The following is an 18,916-nucleotide window of genomic DNA, read 5'->3' as shown; positions in this document are numbered from 1 at the left end:
ATGCCTCTGCCAACCGGACACACCGCACCGTTGCCCGCCAGGCGTTCGCGCTCGCTGCTGCGCCGCCTGCTGGGCGCCAGCGCCCTTACCCTGCTGCTGCCCGGCGTGAGCCAGGCCAACAGCTGCCAGGCCGACCCCTGGCCGTTGTGGCAGGTGTTTCGCCAGCACTTCGTGCAGCCCGACGGGCGCGTGCTCGATGCCAGCACGCCGCAGCAGCACAGCTCGTCCGAAGGCCAGTCCTACGCGATGTTCTTTGCCCTGGTGGCCAACGACCAGGCCAGCTTCGACAAGCTCTGGCTGTGGGCCAGCAACAACCTTGCCGGTGGCGACATCAAGCAGAACCTGCCGGGGTGGATCTGGGGCCTGGACGACAAGGGCCAGTGGCGCCTGCTGGACCACAACTCGGCCTCGGACGCCGACCTGTGGTTCGCCTACGCGCTGAGCGAGGCCGCGCGGCTGTGGAACACCCCGGCCTACAACGCCCAGGCTGCCCAGCTGCTGGCCAATATCAAGGCCCGCGAAGTGGCCGAGCTACCGGGCCTGGGCATGATGCTGCTGCCCGGCGTGGAGGGCTTTGCCAAGCCCGATCACTTCTGGCAGCTCAACCCCAGCTACCTGCCGGTGCCGGTGCTGCGACGCCTGGCGGTGGTCGACCCCAAGGGGCCGTGGAGCCAGATCGCCCGCAGCACCGCCAGCCTGATCAAGGGCGTGAGCCACAACGGCTATGTGGCCGACTGGGTGGGCTACCGTGGCACCGGCCCGGACAAGGGCCTGTTCGTGATCGACCCGGTCAAGGGCGAAACCGGCAGCTACGACGCCATCCGCACCTACCTGTGGGCCGGCATGACCCCGGCCAAGGACCCACTGGCCAAGCCGATCCTCGACAGCCTCGACGGCATGGCGCGCAGTGTCGCGACCCACGGCGTACCGCCAGAGAAAGTGCAGGTGCAGGCCAACACCAGCAGCGGCGATGGCCCGTTCGGCTTTTCTGCCGCCCTGCTGCCGTATTTCAAGGCGCGCCAGCAGCCCTGGCTGCAGGAACAGCAGCGTGCCCGTGTCGACCAGCTGATGAGCAAAAGCCTGAGCCCCGAAGCGCTGCAGGCCAGACAACCCCCTTACTACGACTTCGTGCTGAGCCTGTTCGCCCTCGGCTTCATGGATGATCGTTACCACTTCCTCGACGACGGGAAGCTGCAACCACTCTGGGAGACTTCATGCCCTCGCGCCGCCAAACCCTAGCCATTGGGGTGCTTGCCGCCCTGATCCACAACAGCAGCTTTGCCGAGCTCAGCGAGAACGGCAAGGTCCTGCTGGAACAGGGTCAATACTGGCAGGCCCGCAAAGACACCACCCGCGCCACCGAGGCATGGCGCAAGCTGCTGCTGATCGATCCGCAGCAGGCCGACGCGTTGTACGGCCTTGGCCTGCTGGAGCTTGATGGCAATCGCCCGCAGGGCGCCAAGCGCTACCTCGACCAGCTCAGGCAGGCGCACCCCGGCGAGCGTCAGACCCTGTTGCTGCAACAGGAGATCGCCCTGCACAGCGCCGATAACACCGCGCAACTGGAGCAGGCCCGCCAACTCGCCGAATCGGGCGAGCTGGATCAGGCCGTGGCGGCATACCGCACGCTGTTCGGTGGCAGTGCACCGCAGGGCGAGCTGGGCCTGGAGTTCTACAGCTACCTGGGCTACACCGCCACCGGCTGGCAGGAAGCGCGCCAGGGCCTGGAGCGCCTGCAGGGCCAGTCGCCGGACAACCCCAAGATCAAGCTCAACCTGGCCAAGCTGCTGCTGCGCAACGAAAGCACGCGGGTGGAGGGCATTCGCCGGCTGGCGTCCTATGCCAACGACCCGGTGATCGGCAGTGAATCGATCGAGGGCTGGCGCCAGGGCCTGTCCTGGCTGGGTGCGCCGCGCCCGGCCGAGATGCCGTTGTTCGATGCCTACCTCAAAGCCTACCCGGACGACGAAGAGATCCGCAACCAGCTCAAGAGCGGTGCCCGTGCCAGCCAGGCCAGCGCCGTCCAACGCCAGAACAGCCACCTGGTGCGCGGCTTCAAGGCGCTGGACGCCAACGACCTGCCCCAGGCCGAGCAGTCGTTCCAGGCCCGTTTGCGCGAGCAGGCGCAGGATGCCGACGCCCTCGGCGGGCTGGGCATCGTGCGCCAGCGCCAGGGCCGCCTGGGCGACGCCGATGCACTGTTCAAGCAGGCCATCAGCCGTGGCAACAGCAGCCGCTGGCAAAGCGCCCTGCAAGGCAACCGCTACTGGGTGCTGCTGGACCAGGCCAATGCCGCCCGCGACGCCGGCAATCCGCAAGACGCCCGCGAGCTGCTGCAACGCGCCATCGCGATGAACCCGCGCCAGGTGCAGGGGCCTGTCAGCCTGGCCGACCTGCAGGCCGCCCAGGGTCAGTTCGACAGCGCCGAAACCACCTATCGCCAGGCCCTGAGCCTGGATGCCGGCAACCCCGATGCGCTGCGCGGGCTGGTCAGCGTGCTGGCGCAGAACGGCAAGCTGGGCGAAAGCCAGCGCCTGATCGACGGGCTCAGCGATGCCCAGCGCGAACGCCTGGGCGACCTGCGCGTGCTGCGCGCGGCCATCGCCGTAGGCCAGGCCCGCGACGCCGAGCGCAGTGGCGACCTGGCCGGCGCTCGCAAGGCGCTGGAAGAGGCCGTGCGCAACGACCCGCAGAACGTGTGGGCGCGTTACGACCTGGCGCAGGTCTACCTCAAGAGCGATGCCTCCGGCAAGGCGCGCCAGACCATCGACGAGATGCTCAAGGCCAACCCGCAGCGGGCCGAGGCGCTGTATGCCAGCGCGCTGTTCTCCAGCCGCCTGGGCGAGTGGCAGTCGGCCCAGCGCAGCCTGGCGCAGGTGCCCGCGGCCCAGCGCAGCGCCGCCATGCACACCCTGGCCGAAGAGATCGAACTGCACCTGCTGACCCGCCAGGCGGCAGACCTGGCCAAACAGGGCCAGCGCCAACAGGCCATGAAGCTGCTGCAACGCGCCGAACCGGCAGCGGCCAACAACCCCGGCATGCTCTCGGCGCTGGCCGCGACCTATATCGATATCGGCCAGACCGAACATGCGCTGGGCATGCTGCGCACCGCCATTGCCCAGAGCAGCACGCCCTCCCCGTCCCTGCGCCTGGCCTATGCCGGCGCACTGCTCAAGGCCGGCGACGACGTGCAGGTGAACCAGATTCTGCGCGAGCTGCGCAGCCAGCCACTGCAGGCCGGCGACCAGCGCAGCTACGACGACCTGGTGTTCCAGTACACCGTGCGCCAGGCCGACCTGCTGCGTGAAAAGGGCGACCTGGTGGCCGCCTACGACACCCTCGCCCCGGCCCTGGCGCAACGCCCGCAAGACCCGCAGGCAGTGTCGTCGCTGGCGCGCATGTACCTGGACAACCGCAACCCGGCCAAGGCGGTGGAGCTGTTCACCCCGCTGCTGCGCCAGTACCCGGACAATGCCGACGTGCAGATGGGCGCCGCCCAGGCCTTCGTACAGGCCGGCGATGCCGACAAGGCCGAGCGCGCCGTTGAAAAGGCCCTGCAACTGGCCCCGCAGAACCCGCAGATTCTCACCAGTGCTGCCGGCTATTACCGTGGCCGCGGCAAGCTGGCCAAGGCCGAGCAGCTGTATGCCCAGGCCCTGGCCTTGCAGGCGCCGCCGGAGCAGAACGTGCTCAACCCCTTCGGCCAGGCGATTGCCGTCAACCCCTTCGTCGGCCAGCCGGGCCAGCGCAAGCAGTCGCGCCTGAGCGAAACGGTGCTGGCCGAGATTCCCGAGCCGGCACAGACCCAGGTCAGCAGCCGCGCCAACGAGGCGTTCGACGCACCGGTGCTGCTGGCCAGTCGCGACAGCGAACCTGGCCTGCGCACGGCCAGCCAGGCCACGCCGCAGCTCGCCACGCCGGCACCGGTCGACCCGCGCGCCGCGCTGCAGACCGAGCTGGATACGATTCGCGAGGCCCGCAGCCCGCAGATCAAGCAGGGTGTCACTTTCCGCGGTAACGACAGCGAATCGGGGCTGGGCAAGATTACCGATGTGGAGGCGCCGCTGGAGATCAGCGTGCCGTGGAACGACGATCGACTGGCCCTGCGCATCACGCCAGTGTCGCTGAACGCAGGGGGGGTGAAAAACGAGCTGAGCGCCAATTCGCGCTTTGGCGGGATCACCAGCGAAATGGCCAGGAACATACTCGCCATGCCGCTACCCGACCTGCTTGCAGAAGCAGAGGACTTCTACATCGACAGCCCCGGCTCGCAGAAGGACAGCGGCGTAGGCGTGGCCGTAGCCTACGAGAACCCGTCGCAGGGCCTCAAGGCAGACCTGGGCGTGAGCCCGGTAGGCTTCCTGTACAACACCGCCGTGGGCGGCATCAGCCTGGATCGCCCCTTTGCAGAAGGCAGCAACTGGCGCTACAACCTCAACCTGTCCCGGCGCTCGGTCACCGACAGCCTGACCTCCTTCGCCGGAGCCCGCGACAAGCGCACCGACCTGCAATGGGGTGGCGTAACCTCCAACGGTGGTCGTCTGCAGCTGGGTTATGACAATCAGACCTACGGCATGTACGGCTATGGTTCCTGGCACAAGCTGCTGGGTCACGACGTGGAGTCCAACACCCGCAGTGAACTGGGCAGCGGCATCTACTGGTACCTGCTCAACAATCAGGATGAACGCCTTACCGCTGGCCTGAGCGTGTCCGGGGCGCATTACGCGAACAACCAGAGCTTCTTCACCTACGGCCACGGCGGCTACTTCAGCCCGCAGAACTTCTTCTCCATCGGTGTGCCGGTCAGCTGGGCGCAGCGGGGACCGAACTTCAGCTACCAGGTGCAGGGTTCGGTGGGCATGCAGCACATCGAGCAGGACAGCGCACCGTACTTCCGCGACAGGCAGTCACAAGCGGCGCTGGAACGAATTTCCCAGGCCTTTGCCACGGACGGTACGACCCTGCGCACCACCTATGCCTCGCAGAGCAAGACCGGCATCGGCTACTCGCTGGGCGCCAGTGGCGAATACCGGCTGGGCGATGGGTTCTTCTTCGGCGGCACCCTGGGTGTGGACAACGCCCGCGACTACCAGCAATGGACCGGTGGCCTGTACCTGCGCTACCTGTTCGACGACGGCCGCGGCGCCATGCCGTTGCCCGTCAACCCGTACCGTTCCCCTTATTCGAATTGATTTGCAGGAGTATCAACCATGGCTAGTTCACTTCTCGCAGGCCTGACCATTCTGATGATCGGCGACAGCCACCTGGCGACCCCCGATTACCTGATCAAGAGCCTGCACGACAACCTCGTGCAGCAAGGTGCCCAGGTGCACTCGCTGGGTATCTGCGGCGCCAATGCCGGCGACTGGCTCAAAGCCACCCCTGGCACCTGCGGCGGTGCCGAGCGCCGTGGCACCGAAAAGCCCGTGGTACTGGGCAGCAAGGCGGCCACCCGGCCGATCGGCGACCTGATCAAGGCCGACAAGCCGGACCTGGTGGTCGTGGTGATGGGCGACACCATGGCCAGCTACACCAAACCGGCCTTCCCCAAGGCCTGGCTGTGGCAGCAGACCACCAGCTTTGCCAAGGAAATCGCCAACACCGGGGCCAAGTGCGTATGGGTCGGCCCCAACTGGGGGACCGAAGGCGGCAAGTACGGCAAGACCTACGCCCGCGTCGAACTGACCTCCAAGTTCCTCGCCGCCAACGTGGCGCCGTGCGACTACGTCGACTCGCTCAAATTCTCCAAGCAAGGCGAGTGGGCCACGGTCGACGGTCAGCATTTGACCGCCCCGGGCTACCTGGCCTGGAGCAAGAAGATCAGCGAAGAGATCGTCAAGGCGCCGGTCGTGACGAGCATCAAGAAATGAAGCGCGCCCTGCACGCTGTACTGCTGGCCCTGCCCGCCGCCTTCGGCGCGGGCCTGGCCCAGGCAGAGATCGCGCTGTACCCCACCGGCCCCAGCGAAGACTCGGCGTTCTTGCGCTTCGTCAACGCGGCCCCCGGCACCCTGCAACTGGTGGCGGACGGCTCCAGGGCCAGCCTGCAGCTGGACGCGGCCAAACCGGTGTCGGCGTACCTGCCGGTACCGGCCAACAAGGCCATCAAGGGCACCCTGAGCCTTGACGGCCAGCGCTCGGCCCTGCAGCTGAGCGTTGCTCCTGGCGAATTCGCCACGGTAGTCGCCCTGCAGGACGCCAGCGGCATCCGGCAACGCGTGGTACGCGAGCAACCCGACGACTTCAATGCGCTGAAGGCTTCGCTGGCCTTCGTCAACCTCGACCCTTCCTGCCAGGGCGCAAGCCTGCGCCCTGCCGGGCGCACGGCGGACCTGTTCAAGGACGCGCCAGAGGCCAGCGTGCAGCGTAGATCGATCAACCCGGTGAAGCTGTCGGTGCAACTGGTGTGCGCCAATGCCAACGTCGGCGGCCCGGTGGACCTGGGCGAACTCAAGGCCGGCGAGCGCTACAGCGTATTGCTGCTGCCCACGGCGAGCGGCCCGCAGCTTGTGCCCGTCACGGACACGCTCTCCAACTGATCGGACGTCTTCACCACCATGGTATTCGCCTCACTCGAGTTCCTGACGCTGTTTTTGCCGATCTTCATGCTGGTGTACGCGCTGAGCCGTCCGGCCTGGCGCAACGGCGTACTGCTGATCGGCAGCTGGCTGTTCTATGGCTGGCTGAGCCCGCTGTTCCTGCTGCTGCACATGGCGCTGACCGTGGTCGCGTGGGTTGGCGGGCTGCTGGTGAACCGCAGCCATGAGGACTCGCGCGGGCGCATACGCCTGCTGGCCGCGCTGATCGTGTTCAATACGCTGGTGCTGTGCTGGTACAAGTACGCCAACATCCTGGCCGCCAACTACAACGAGCTGATCACCTATTACGGTGCATTGCCGATGGAGTGGCAGCGGGTGGCGTTGCCGGCGGGGCTGTCGTTCATCGTGCTGCAGGCGATTTCCTACCTGGTGGATGTGCACCGCCATACCGTGCCGGTAGAGCGCAGCTTCGTGAACTTCGCCACCTACATCTCGATGTTCGGCCACTCGATCGCCGGCCCGATCATCCGCTACGACTGGGTACGCCGCGAGCTCAACCAGCGCTACTTCAACTGGCAGAACTTCTCGCTGGGCGCGCGCCGCTTCATGATCGGCATGTGCATGAAGGTGCTGGTGGCCGATACCCTGTCGCCGCTGGTGGACGTGGCCTTCCACCTGGACAACCCGTCGTTCCTGGACGCGTGGCTGGGCTGCCTGGCGTATTCGCTGCAACTGTTCTTCGACTTTGCCGGCTACAGCTGCATGGCCATCGGCCTGGGCCTGATGCTGGGCTTCCACTTTCCCGAGAACTTCAACCGGCCGTACCTGGCCAGCAGCATCCAGGACTTCTGGCGGCGCTGGCACCTGTCGCTGTCGAGCTGGCTGCGCGACTACCTGTACATCGCCCTGGGCGGCAACCGCCACGGCACCTGGAACACCTACCGCAACCTGTTCCTGACCATGGCCATTGCCGGCCTGTGGCATGGCGGGGACAGCTGGAACTACCTGCTGTGGGGCTCGGCCCACGGTATCGCGCTGTGCGTCGACCGGGCCTGGAGCCGTTCCAGCCTGCCGGCGATCCCCAAGGTGCTGTCGCACACCCTGACGCTGCTGTTCGTGTGCCTGGCCTGGACGCTGTTCCGCGCCCCGGACTTTCATACGGCGCTGTCGATGTACGCCGGCCAGTTCGGCCTGCACGGCTTTGCCCTGGGCGAGGCACTGGCAGCCACCGTACGCCCGGTGCACGGCCTGGCGGCGTTGCTGGGCGTGGCGTGCATCATCCTGCCGATCTGGCAGACACGCGCCGAGCACCGCTTCGCCAGCCGCGCGTGGTTCGTGCATGCCGCTGCCCTGTGGCCCGTGGCCGGCTTCGTGCTGTCGTTCGCGTTGATCGCCAGCCGTGATTCGGTCCCCTTCCTGTACTTCCAGTTCTGATGACGATGAAGACACCTCCTCCCAGTACAGCGCCCACGCCCCCCAGTGCACTGGCCCTGCGCACCAGCCCGATCGCCGGCGTCACCCTGGCGCTGTTCCTGGGTGCCGGCCTGCTGTCGTGTGGCTGGCTGGTGGCCAGCGGCAAGCTCGAGCTGATGCCCGACAAGCACCTGTCCAATGGCCAGGTGCTGCATGGTGAAATCACCCACCGCATTGCCAAGGAGCTGGCCAAGGCGCCGCTGCCGAGCGAGGCCGCCGACCTGGAACGGGCCGGCAGTTGGCTGTTGCTGGGCGACACCGGGCCGCGGGTGCGGCCGGGCTGCACGCAGTGGCTTTTTCTGAGCGATGAACTCAAGCTCGACCGGCACGCGGCCGACAACGCCCAGGCCAAGGCCGATGCGGTGATCGCCCTGCAACGCAGCTTGCAGCAACGGGGTATCCGCCTGCTGGTGAGCGTGGTGCCGGACAAGAGCCGTATCGCCGCCAGCGAGCTGTGCGGGTTGACTCGCCCCACGGCCTCGCAGGCGCGCATCCAGCAGTGGGTGCAGAAACTCCAGGCGGCCGGCGTGGCCACCCTGGACCTGACTGCCAGCCTGCAGCCGCTGGGCGCCAGTGCATTTCTGCGTACCGATACCCACTGGAGCGAAGCCGGCGCCCAGGCCGCTGCCCAGGCCATTGCCGAGCAGGTCAAGGGCATGGGCTTGAGCGCCACCCCCAGCAAGACCTTCGACACCCGCCAGGAGCCTCTGGCACCGCGCCCCGGGGACCTGGTGCGGCTGGCCGGCATCGATTGGCTGCCAGTGGCCTTGCAGCCGCCGCAGGAACAGGTGGCGCCAACGGTCATCACCGAGCGGGCCGAGGCCGTCAGCGATGCGGGCGACAACCTCGATGACCTGTTCGGCGACGACAACCTGCCGAACGTCGCGCTGATCGGCACCTCGTTTTCGCGCAACTCGAGCTTTGTCGGCTTTCTGCAACGTGCGCTGTCGGCGCCTGTGGGCAACTTCGCCAAGGACGGCGGCGAATTCTCCGGAGCCGCCAAGGCCTACTTCGACAGCCCGGCGTTCAGGCAGACGCCGCCACAGCTGGTGATCTGGGAGATACCCGAGCGCGACCTGCAGACGCCCTATGCGGGTGACGTGCAGCTGCCCCCCAGGCCATGACGCACCACGCCCGCTGCGCGCGTTGACACGGCGCAGCGGGCGCTGGCGACTGCTCAGGCAAGTTTTTTCAGATCTGCCGCTGAATCGAACGTGGTGAAGTGGTAGATGCCGTGGATCTTCTCCAGCTGGCAACACCAGCCCTCCTGCTCGCCGGCTTGCACCACGAACCTCAGTTCTTCGATACCCGCCATATTGGCGGCAGCTTCGAGCAGGGTCTTGACGCGCTTTTCGACAAGGGCGTCGTAGGCCAGTTCGTATGACTTCTCCCAGGTGGCGTCGGCATTGCGAAATCGCTTCCAGTTATCGTCCTTGAGCACCTTGCAAAAGGCCACGCGCTGAACTTCGCCGGTATTGGACAGGTCGAGGGACAACAGGCAGAGGGTCATGGTGGGCTCCCATAAGCAGTGAAATTCCCTTGCAACCTAGTCACTCGCTTTTCATCCATCAATGCTAAATGGCCATCACCTGAGAGTTAAAATAATTCAAGAATTTACCAAAAAACAGCAACTAAACAACTTAGCCAAGGCCATGTAGGAAAGTTACTACGCAAAGAAACACGAGCTATAAAGTCTTTTTATGGAACAAAGGGCTTTCAGGCACTTTAAAATAAACAGAAACATTCAAAGGCGTGCCGTTTCGGCGCAATTACAGCGTCTTGAAGCGAGCGCTGCGCTTCTGCAATCATGCCCGCCGGGCGCTGCCAGCGGGCAGTGTCGTCCCTTAGCGCACCGCACAAAGGAATGACTCAATGATCAGGGTATTGCTTTCGCTGGACCTCACCAACAAGGAATCGGAACGAGACAACTTCAACAACTTCCTGGCAGAACAACAATGGAAGAAGTTGGCTGGTGTGAATACCGTCTGGGCCATCGAGTATGATGATTTCAGCCAGACCAACGAGCAACATGTGACAAACGTCAAAAGAGACCTGTCCAAAGTGCTGCTCACCGCGGCACGGGAATTCAAACCGGATCGTATTACCTACGTTGCACAGATAGCCAACATTGAATGTATCGGGCGCTATATCTACCGGGAGGGTGGCGATTACAAGGCGTTCATTTACGAGCCCTGCTGATAGCGCTGAAGAGAGTGAGGTGTCTGCGACAGTGATCCGGTCGCAGGCATTTTTCGTGCGCGCGAAGGGAAAGCAGTGCACTGCATGCGTATTCGGGGGAAAGGGAACTGGATAGAGGCGGCCCCTGGCAGACAAGGGCTTGCGTTATGGAGGCAACCCCACCAGCCACACCCCGGCACACGATGTTCCCGCTGTGGCTGCTCCCTTCCGGGCCTGACCAGGTTTACGGGTAATCGTTGCGGGGGGACCGATGGGGTCACCATAACGATGCTCGCCTGGCAGCGAGCGGGGCCATTGTACCGGTCTGACGCGAAGTTACAACCTCTGTACCGTGAAAAAACCACTCTGGCTCAAGGACTTGTGACTGCCGCCGGGGCATCGCCCTGGATCACGCAGTGAATGAAGTGCAGCTTGGCCACCACCGGCGCACTCAGTACGAACGGGTAGAAGTCGGTCTGGCCCATGCTGCGTGACAGCTCGTTGAGCATCGCCGACAGCTCCACCCAGGCATTGATGAACGCCAGGAACGCAGGCGCCCCAGGGTGCTCGGGCTGGTACAGGCTGCGGGCATCGAACGGCGGATAGTCCAGGTCCATCACCGAGGCGTCCATGCCAAGCGCAAGGGCGGTGTCCACCGCATCGGTCATGTGCAGGTAGTGCGCCCAGGTTTCGGCCCAGTCCTCCCAGGGGTGCATGGTGGCATAGGCGCTGACGTGGGCGACTGCCCAGTCCAGCGGTGCACCTTGCTGGTAGTGGCGCTCCATGGCCTGGGCGTAGCTGGCGCGCTCGTCGCCGAACAGGCGGCGGAAGTCCTGCAGCCAGGCGCTGCTGGCCACCAGACGGTCCCAGTAGTAATGCCCGATCTCGTGGCGCAGGTGGCCCAGCACGGTCCGGTAGGGCTCCTGAAGCTGCACGCGCACCTGCTCGCGCCAGTCGTCGTCGGCTTCGCGGATATCCAGGGTGATCAGGCCGCCAGCGTGGCCGGTGGTGGGGGGATTGCCGGCAATGTCGATGCCGATGAAGTCGAAGGCGATGCCCTCGCCGGCTGCGCCTTGCTTGGGCGTGACCGGCAACCCCAGGTGCAGCAGTTGCGCAATCAGGCGGCGCTTGGCGGTTTCCAGCTTGCGCCAGCGCAGGTGGTTTTCGGTGAACGACAGGTCGGGGATGGTGCGGTTGAGGCGACAGGCCAGGCAGAACGCTTCGGGGTCGTCTGCAGCCAGCAGCCAGTTGCAGCAAGCCGGGGTGTCGAGGTTGGCGCAACGCTTGAGCGGGCCGAGTTCTGGCTGGCCGTCCAGGTACCACTGGCCGTCCACAGCGGCCGGCAGCAAGGTACCGACATGGTGGGTATCGGGCCAGTAGCCCAGCGACGCCTGGCAGGCCAGGCATTGGCTGTTGCGAAAGAACACGGACTGTCCGCACTCGCATTGCCACACGCGCGCGCTGCGGCGTGCCTGGCTGACGAAGGGTGCGGCGATACGGGCGACGAGCTGTTCGAAGAATGGGTACATGGGGCCACCTCCTGGCTGGAGCCTAGCCTACACCATGTGCGTGACAGCGCTTGCGGTGTGCCTGACGCACCGTGCGCTCAGGTGTTGCGAGCGCTTCGCGCTCGATCGCGGGTCAAGCCCGCTCCCACGCCCTTCGGGCAGAAGTGGGCCGCGTGACCGCTACACCGCTATGCCCTGCTCCGACAGAAACGCCACGAACGCATCCTCATCCAACACCCTGAGCCCCAGCTCAGTGGCCTTGGCCAACTTGGAGCCTGCCCCCGGGCCCGCCACCACGCAGTGGGTCTTGGCCGAAACAGACCCCGCCACCTTGGCCCCCAGGCTCTCCAGCTTGTCCTTGGCGACATCCCGGCTCATGCGCTCCAGCGAACCGGTCAGCACCCAGGTCTGCCCCGCCAGCGGCAAGCCCTGGGCAACCTTCTTCTCGCTCTCCCAGTGCATGCCGAACTCGCGCAGTTGCGCCTCGACGCTGCGCGCCAGCGCCTGGTTGGCCTCGACCAGGAAGAACTCGCGCACCGCATCAGCCTGCTTGGCTGCCAGCGCCTGGCGCAGGTCGATGCCGTCGGCGGCAATGATGCGCTCAAGGCTTTGCAGCTTGGCCACCAGCTTCTCGGCACCCGTCGGGCCGACAGAAGGGATGTCGAGCTTGGCGATCAACCCGGCCAGGGTCGTACTGGCCGCGAACTCGGCGGCAAGCTCGCCCTCCTCCTGCAACTGCAGGCCGTTCTCGAGCAGTTGCGCGATGACGCTGCGGTTATGTTCGTCCTCGAAGAAGTTGTGGATCTCGTGCGCCACTTCCAGGCCGATATCCGGCAGGTAGGTCAGCACCTGCGGCAACGCCACCATCACGCGCTGCAACGAGCCCAGCGAGCGCGCCAGCACCTTGGCGGTCTCCTCGCCCACATCCGGGATGCCAAGGGCGTAGATGAAGCGTGCCAGGCTCGGGCGCTTGCTGTCGGCAATGGCAGCCAGCAGTTTGTTGCTGGACACCTCGGCAAAGCCTTCGAGGTCGACGATGTCTTCGAATTTCAAGCGGTACAGGTCTGCCGGCGAGGCAATCAGCCCTTCGTCCACCAACTGCTCGACGCTCTTCTCGCCCAGGCCCTCGATGTCCATGGCGCGGCGCGACACGTAGTGGATGATCGCCTGCTTGAGCTGCGCGCGACAGGCCAGGCGGCCGACGCAGCGGTACACCGCGCCTTCGCTGACGGTTTCCTTGCCCTTGCTGCGCTTGACCAGCTGGGTGCGCTCGACCTGCGAGCCACACACCGGGCACTGGGTAGGGATGTGCACCGCACGCGCATCGGCCGGGCGACGCTCGGTGACCACCTGCATCACCTGCGGGATCACATCACCGGCACGGCGGATGATCACCGTATCGCCGATCATCACCCCCAGGCGCGCCACTTCGTCCATGTTGTGCAAGGTGGCATTGGCCACGGTCACGCCGGCCACCTTGACCGGCTTGAGCCGTGCGACGGGGGTTACCGCACCGGTGCGACCAACCTGGAACTCGACGTCGAGCACCTCGGTCAGCTCTTCCATGGCCGGAAACTTGTGCGCTATCGCCCAGCGCGGCTCACGGGCACGAAAGCCCAGTTCACGTTGCGAGGCCAGGCTGTTGACCTTGAACACCACCCCGTCGATCTCGTAGGGCAGCGCGTTGCGCCGCTCGCCGATGTCACGGTAGTAGTCCAGGCATTCCTTGATGCCGGCGGCATGTCGCAGTTCGCGGCTGATGGGCATGCCCCAGCCCTTGAGCTTTTCGAGGGTGCCGATGTGGGTGTCGGCGATGGCCTCGGACACCTGGCCCACGCCATAGCAGCAGAACTCCAGGGGGCGGCTGGCGGTGATCTTCGAATCGAGCTGGCGCAGGCTGCCGGCGGCGGCGTTGCGCGGGTTGGCGAAGGTCTTGCCGCCGATCTCGGCCTGGGCTGCGTTCAGCCGTTCGAAGCCCTCCTTGCTCATGAACACTTCGCCGCGCACCTCCAGCACCGCCGGCCAGCCCTTGCCCTGCAGCTTGAGCGGCACGTTGCGGATGGTGCGCACGTTGACGCTGATGTCTTCGCCGGTGGTGCCGTCGCCACGGGTGGCACCCTGCACCAGCAGGCCGTCACGGTACAGCAGGCTGACCGCCAGGCCGTCGAGCTTGGGTTCGCAGCTGTAGTCCACCGCCGCCCCTGCGCCGAACAGGTCGCCGGTCGGCAGGTCGAGGCCTTCGACCACGCGCCGGTCGAACTCGCGCAGGTCATTTTCCTCGAAGGCGTTGCCCAGGCTCAGCATCGGCACCTCGTGACGCACCTGGGTGAAGGCCGAGAGCGCCGCGCCGCCCACCCGCTGGGTGGGGGAATCGGGGGTGACCAGCTCGGGGTGTTCGGCCTCCAGGGCCTGCAGCTCGCGGAACAGGCGATCGTATTCGGCGTCCGGGACGCTTGGCTCGTCGAGCACGTAGTAGCGGTAGTTGTGCTGGTCGAGTTCGGCGCGCAGTTCGAGGATGCGGGTTTGGGCGGTCATGTGTGTCGTCTCTTGCAAAGCAAAAGAGCAGCTCGGGGCTGCTCTTGGCGTTCAAATCGGTGGATCGGCGGGGCAGCTTTCGCCGGCAAGGCCAGCTCCTGCAGGGAGCGGCCATACCTGTCAGCGTTTCTGGGTCAGGGCGCGGCGCTCGAACTCGACGATGCGCTGGCGGTAGTGTTCGATGGTCTGCGCGGTCATCACGCTGCGCTGGTCATCCTTGAGCTCGCCATTCAGTTCATGGGCCAGCTTGCGCGCCGCCGCCACCATCACGTCGAACGCCTGCTTGGGATGGCGCGGGCCCGGCAGGCCAAGGAAGAAGCTGACCGCACGGGTGCTGAAATGGTCGATGTCGTCCAGGTCGAACACCCCAGGCTTGACCGCGTTGGCCATGGAGAACAGCACTTCGCCATTGCCGGCCATGCTTTCGTGACGGTGGAAGATGTCCATCTCGCCAAAGCGCAGGCCGCTTTCCAGGATGTTCTGCAGCAGCGCAGGGCCCTTGAAGCCGCTCTCGTCGCGGGCAATCACGCTGATCACCAGCACTTCCTCGACCGGCGGCAGGTCCTTGCCTTCGCTGGCACCGAAGCCAGTGCTCTTGGGGCTTTCGTCCGGGAAGTCGTCGTCGGCATTGCCGAACAGGTCAGGCTCGCGTGGCTCGGCCGCCAGGTTCAGGTCGCCCTGCTGCGGCTCGCTGGTACGTTTGGCGCGCTTGGACCCCTTGCCCACCTTCGGCTCGCGCTGCTCGCGCGCAGCCGTCATCGACGGCAGGTCGTGCTCGTCGAGCTGGGGCTCCTTGTGGTCGTCAAGCACCCGCGGCGGGCCCAGCACTTCGGCGCTGGTCTCTTCGTCCGGCAGGTTGGAGAAGCTGCGGTCCAGACGGAATTTCAACTTGCCCTTGCCGCCGCGCATGCGGCGCCAGCCGTCAAAAAGAATACCGGCAATGACTATGATGCCGATGACGATCAGCCACTCGCGCAGACCGATTTCCATGTAATCCCGTGCCTCTGTGAAAAATGCTGAAAAATAAAGGGTTTAAACCCCTTTAAAACGTGGCGCCAACTCTATGTTCTGACAGGCGTTTTACCCACGCATAGAAAAATTTACATTAAGCTAGCACGACCAAAGATAACTTTACACCGTCTGTCGCAACTGACAGGGGCATTTGCTGCAAGTTCGTGCGTTATATCCGTTTTTCAGGCGTCGACCATGGCCATCGCCTCCTCCACGTCCACCGCCACCAGCCGCGAGCAACCGGGCTCGTGCATGGTCACCCCCATCAGTTGATCGGCCATTTCCATGGCGATCTTGTTGTGGGTGATATAGATGAACTGCACGGTCTGGCTCATCTCCTTGACCAGGCGCGCATAGCGTCCGACGTTGGCATCGTCCAGCGGCGCATCGACTTCGTCGAGCATGCAGAACGGTGCCGGGTTCAACTTGAAGATGGCAAACACCAGGGCCAGGGCCGTCAGCGCCTTCTCGCCACCCGAGAGCAGATGGATGGTGCTGTTCTTCTTGCCCGGCGGGCGCGCCATGATCGTTACCCCTGTATCGAGTAGATCTTCGCCCGTCAGTTCCAGATAAGCGCTGCCACCACCGAAAACTTTTGGGAAAAGTGCCTGTAATCCGGCATTTATCTGATCAAAGGTATCCTTGAAGCGGTTGCGGGTTTCCTTGTCGATCTTGCGAATCACGTTTTCCAGGGTATCGAGGGCCTCGACCAGGTCGGCATCCTGGGCGTCGAGGTAGCGCTTGCGCTCGGACTGCTGCTGGTACTCGTCGATGGCCGCCAGGTTGATCGCGCCCAGGCGCTGGATGCGCGCATCGATGCGCTCCAGCTCAAGTTCAGCCTCCTGCTCGCTGGCCTCGGCCAGCAAGGTCGCCAACACGCCTTCCAGATCATAGCCGTCAGCCTGCAACTGTTCCTGCAGGGCCTTGCGCCGCACACTCAGCCCCTGCCATTCCATGCGGTGCTGTTCGAGCTGACCGCGCAGCAGCTGGGATTGCTGTTCGGCCTGGGTACGACGCTTTTCGGCCTCGCGCAGTTCGCGGTCGGCCTCGTCCATGTGCAGGCGCGCCTGACGCATTTCCTCGTCGACACTCATGCGCTTTTCCAGCAGCGCCTCAAGCATCATGCGCAGCTCTTCGAGGGGCGCCTCGCCCTCCTCCAGGTTCAGGCTCAGTTGTTCACGTTTTTCGTTCAGGCGCTCCGACTGCAGCTCCAGGCGCTCGAGGGCCTGGCGCGTGGAGTCGTGCTGGGCACGCAGCGAGCCCAGGCGCACCGCCAACTGATGGGCGTGGTCCTTGTGCTGGCGGGCTTCCTGGCGCACGCGGTCGAGGCGTTCGCGCAGGTTGTCGCGCTGGGCCAGCAAGGCCTCGCGCTGTTCGGTGTCGTGGGCCATCAGGTCGAGGGCTTCCTGCAGGTGCAGGCGCGACTCGCCCAGGCTTTCGTGTTCGATGGCGCGCTGCTCCAGCAGCTCGGCCAGCTCTTCTTCAAGGCGCCGGCGGCGCAACGTCAGCTGCTCGGCGCGGGCCTTGCCGGCCGACAGACGGGCCTTGAGCTCACCTTGCTGGCGGGCTTCTTCCTGGGTGCGACGACGCAGTTGTTCACGGCTGTCTTCCTGCACGCGCTGCTGTTCACGCAGGGCCAGCAACTGCGCTTCGAGCTGCTCCAGGGCAGCTTCCTGCTCCAGACGCCCCAGGCCCAGCAGCTCAAGCTCCTGCCCGCGGGCCAGCACGCCGCCCTGGGCATCGTTGCCTCGGCTGACCCGCAGAAAGTGGCGCCCCACCCAGTAGCCGTCGCGGCTGATCAGGCTTTGGCCGTCGGCCAGCTGGCCGCGCAGGCTCAATGCCTGCTCGAGGCTCTCGACCGGCTTGACCTGGCCCAGCCAGGGGGCCAGGTCAACGCCGCCCTGTACTTTGTCCAGCAGGCTGCCGGCAAGGCGCTTGCCGGTGCCGGCGGCCTCCAGCAGACGCAACTCGCCCTGCTCGAAGCCCGTCAGGTCGAGCCCGGCCAGGTCGTCCACCAGTACCGCGTGCAGGTCGGCGCCCAGCACGGTTTCCACCGCCAGCTCCCAACCCGGCTCCACGCGCAGGCCTTCAGCCAGGCGTGGGCGTTGCTCCAGGCCCTGCGCGCGCAACCAGTCGAGGGTACCGCTGCCTGGGTCCAGCGCGGCCTGCTGCAAGGCTTCGAGCGATGCCAGCCGGCCACCCAGGCGCTGCAGTTCACCCTGGGCCTGCTGCTGCGCCTGAGCGGCCTGCTGCAATTGCTCGCGCAGCGCGTCGAGGCGCTCGATCACCTGCTGTTCTTCCAGGTGCAGGTTTTCGAGCAGCAATTCGCTGCTGGCCAGTTGTTCGTTCAGTTCCAGGATGGCCGCATCTTCAGGGTCGGCGCTCAACTGGTCGCGTTCTTCGCCCAGCTTGCGCTGGCGCTCCGAGACGCGCTCCAGGCTCTGCTCCAGCTGCTGGATGCGCGACTGCTGCACCTCGGCCTGGCGGCGCGGCTCGGCGGAGCGGGTGTTGAAGCTGTCCCACTGCTCCTGCCAGCCGTGCATGGTGGTCTCGGCTTCCTCAAGGGTCGCGGCGGCCTCCTCGGCTGCCGCCAGCGACAGTTCCTGCTCGGGCTCGATCATCTCCAGCTCTTCGCCCAGGGTCGCCAGCAAGGTACGGTCGTGGCCCAGGTGCGATTCGGTTTCCAGACGCGCGCGTTCGGCTTCCTTGAAGTCATCCTGCAACTGGCGCAGGCGCTGCTGGCCGTGCTGGATGTTCTGCTCGACCCGGGCGATGTCGCCGCCTACCGAATAGAAGCGCCCCTGGACCAGGTTGAAACGCTCCGACAGATCGTGGTGACCGTCGCGCAGGCGCTCGATGCTCGCATCGGCATTGCGCTGCTCGGCCACCAGGGCCTCGAAGGCCACTTCCTGGTCGCCGATGATCGCCTCGCGCTGGCCCACCTGATCGTTCAGCGCACGCCAACGCAGGGCCGCCAGCTGGGCCTTGAGCTGACGCTCCTCGGCCTTGTATTCCTTGTACTTCTCCGCTGCCTGGGCCTGGCGGTGCAGGCGTTCGAGCTGACGTTCGAGCTCTTCGCGCAGGTCGGTCAGGCGCTCCAGGTTCTCGTGGGTGCGGCGGATGCGGTTTTCGGTTTCGCGGCGGCGCTCCTTGTACTTGGAGATGCCGGCGGCCTCTTCGATGAAGTTGCGCAACTCTTCGGGCTTGGCCTCGATCAGCTTGGAGATCATGCCCTGCTCGATGATCGAGTAGCTGCGCGGGCCCAGGCCGGTACCCAGGAAGATATCGGTGATGTCGCGCCGACGGCACTTGGTGCCGTTGAGGTAATAGGTGTTCTGCGCGTCGCGGGTCACCTTGCGCCGGATCGAGATCTCGGCATAGGCGGCATACTCGCCCACCAGGGTGTTGTCACTGTTGTCGAACACCAGTTCGATACTGGCCTGGCTGACCGGCTTGCGGCTGGTGGAGCCGTTGAAGATGACGTCGATCATCGACTCGCCACGCAGGTTTTTCGCCGAGCTTTCGCCCATCACCCAGCGCACCGCATCGATGATGTTGGACTTGCCGCAGCCATTGGGGCCGACCACGGCCGCCATGTTGCTGGGGAAGTTGACGGTAGTCGGGTCGACGAACGACTTGAACCCCGCCAGGCGAATGCACTTGAGGCGCATGC

12 protein-coding genes and 1 other RNA gene are annotated in these 18,916 nt (G+C 65.4%); 7 read left to right on the top strand and 6 right to left on the bottom strand.

What is annotated here, in order from left to right; translation table 11 throughout:
- The 6 genes from bcsZ to LOY33_RS08195 are packed head-to-tail and all read left to right on the top strand — an operon-like array spanning nucleotide 1 to nucleotide 9,135.
- On the top strand, nucleotides 1-1,239 hold the full coding sequence (bcsZ, locus tag LOY33_RS08220) for a cellulose synthase complex periplasmic endoglucanase BcsZ (RefSeq protein ID WP_078480243.1): 1,239 nt from the start codon (nucleotides 1-3) through the stop codon (nucleotides 1,237-1,239).
- A complete protein-coding gene (locus LOY33_RS08215) occupies nucleotides 1,215-5,192 on the top strand; it encodes a cellulose biosynthesis protein BcsC (RefSeq protein ID WP_258662422.1) in 3,978 nt (1,325 codons plus the stop codon). Before bcsZ ends, LOY33_RS08215 begins: the two co-directional genes overlap by 25 nt.
- Nucleotides 5,193-5,210: 18 nt before the next feature.
- Complete coding sequence (locus tag LOY33_RS08210; protein WP_043862368.1) at nucleotides 5,211-5,870, top strand: SGNH/GDSL hydrolase family protein; 660 nt, start codon at nucleotides 5,211-5,213, stop codon at nucleotides 5,868-5,870.
- Nucleotides 5,867-6,538, top strand: a complete 672-nt coding sequence (locus LOY33_RS08205) for a DUF4397 domain-containing protein (protein ID WP_258662421.1) — start codon at nucleotides 5,867-5,869, stop codon at nucleotides 6,536-6,538. Before LOY33_RS08210 ends, LOY33_RS08205 begins: the two co-directional genes overlap by 4 nt.
- Nucleotides 6,539-6,556: 18 nt before the next feature.
- Complete coding sequence (locus tag LOY33_RS08200; protein WP_100634380.1) at nucleotides 6,557-7,972, top strand: MBOAT family protein; 1,416 nt, start codon at nucleotides 6,557-6,559, stop codon at nucleotides 7,970-7,972.
- Nucleotides 7,972-9,135: an alginate O-acetyltransferase AlgX-related protein gene (locus LOY33_RS08195; protein ID WP_157811457.1), complete on the top strand. Its 1,164-nt coding sequence runs from the start codon at nucleotides 7,972-7,974 to the stop codon at nucleotides 9,133-9,135. The genes LOY33_RS08200 and LOY33_RS08195 overlap by 1 nt, the downstream gene beginning before the upstream one ends.
- Nucleotides 9,136-9,188: 53 nt before the next feature.
- On the opposite strand, the gene LOY33_RS08190 is transcribed toward LOY33_RS08195, so the two are convergent.
- The gene (locus LOY33_RS08190) at nucleotides 9,189-9,521 is read right to left on the bottom strand and encodes a hypothetical protein (protein WP_043862365.1); all 333 of its coding nucleotides are present in this window, start codon (nucleotides 9,519-9,521) and stop codon (nucleotides 9,189-9,191) included.
- Nucleotides 9,522-9,883: 362 nt separating this feature from the next.
- On the opposite strand from LOY33_RS08190, the gene LOY33_RS08185 reads away from it, so the two are divergent.
- A complete protein-coding gene (locus tag LOY33_RS08185; RefSeq protein WP_043862364.1) occupies nucleotides 9,884-10,210 on the top strand; it encodes a hypothetical protein in 327 nt (108 codons plus the stop codon).
- Between the two features lie 156 nt (nucleotides 10,211-10,366).
- Here LOY33_RS08185 and ffs read toward each other — a convergent pair.
- The 5 genes from ffs to smc form a co-directional block, all read right to left on the bottom strand.
- Nucleotides 10,367-10,463: signal recognition particle sRNA small type (ffs, locus tag LOY33_RS08180), an RNA gene on the bottom strand.
- 97 nt (nucleotides 10,464-10,560) lie between these two features.
- The gene (locus LOY33_RS08175; RefSeq protein WP_258662419.1) at nucleotides 10,561-11,718 is read right to left on the bottom strand and encodes a putative zinc-binding metallopeptidase; all 1,158 of its coding nucleotides are present in this window, start codon (nucleotides 11,716-11,718) and stop codon (nucleotides 10,561-10,563) included.
- A gap of 159 nt (nucleotides 11,719-11,877) precedes the next feature.
- On the bottom strand, nucleotides 11,878-14,232 hold the full coding sequence (ligA, locus tag LOY33_RS08170) for an NAD-dependent DNA ligase LigA (protein ID WP_054915589.1): 2,355 nt from the start codon (nucleotides 14,230-14,232) through the stop codon (nucleotides 11,878-11,880).
- A gap of 120 nt (nucleotides 14,233-14,352) precedes the next feature.
- Complete coding sequence (gene zipA / locus LOY33_RS08165) at nucleotides 14,353-15,222, bottom strand: cell division protein ZipA (protein ID WP_043862361.1); 870 nt, start codon at nucleotides 15,220-15,222, stop codon at nucleotides 14,353-14,355.
- Between the two features lie 203 nt (nucleotides 15,223-15,425).
- Nucleotides 15,426-18,914 (bottom strand): chromosome segregation protein SMC, encoded by a 3,489-nt coding sequence (smc, locus tag LOY33_RS08160; protein ID WP_258662418.1) that lies wholly within the window; start codon nucleotides 18,912-18,914, stop codon nucleotides 15,426-15,428.
- Nucleotides 18,915-18,916 lie beyond the last annotated feature (2 nt).

Source organism: Pseudomonas sp. B21-036 (assembly GCF_024748925.1).
Taxonomy (GTDB): domain Bacteria; phylum Pseudomonadota; class Gammaproteobacteria; order Pseudomonadales; family Pseudomonadaceae; genus Aquipseudomonas; species Aquipseudomonas palmensis.
The sequence above is the reverse complement of the archived record's forward strand: the minus strand, read 5'-3'. Positions and strand labels throughout refer to the sequence as shown.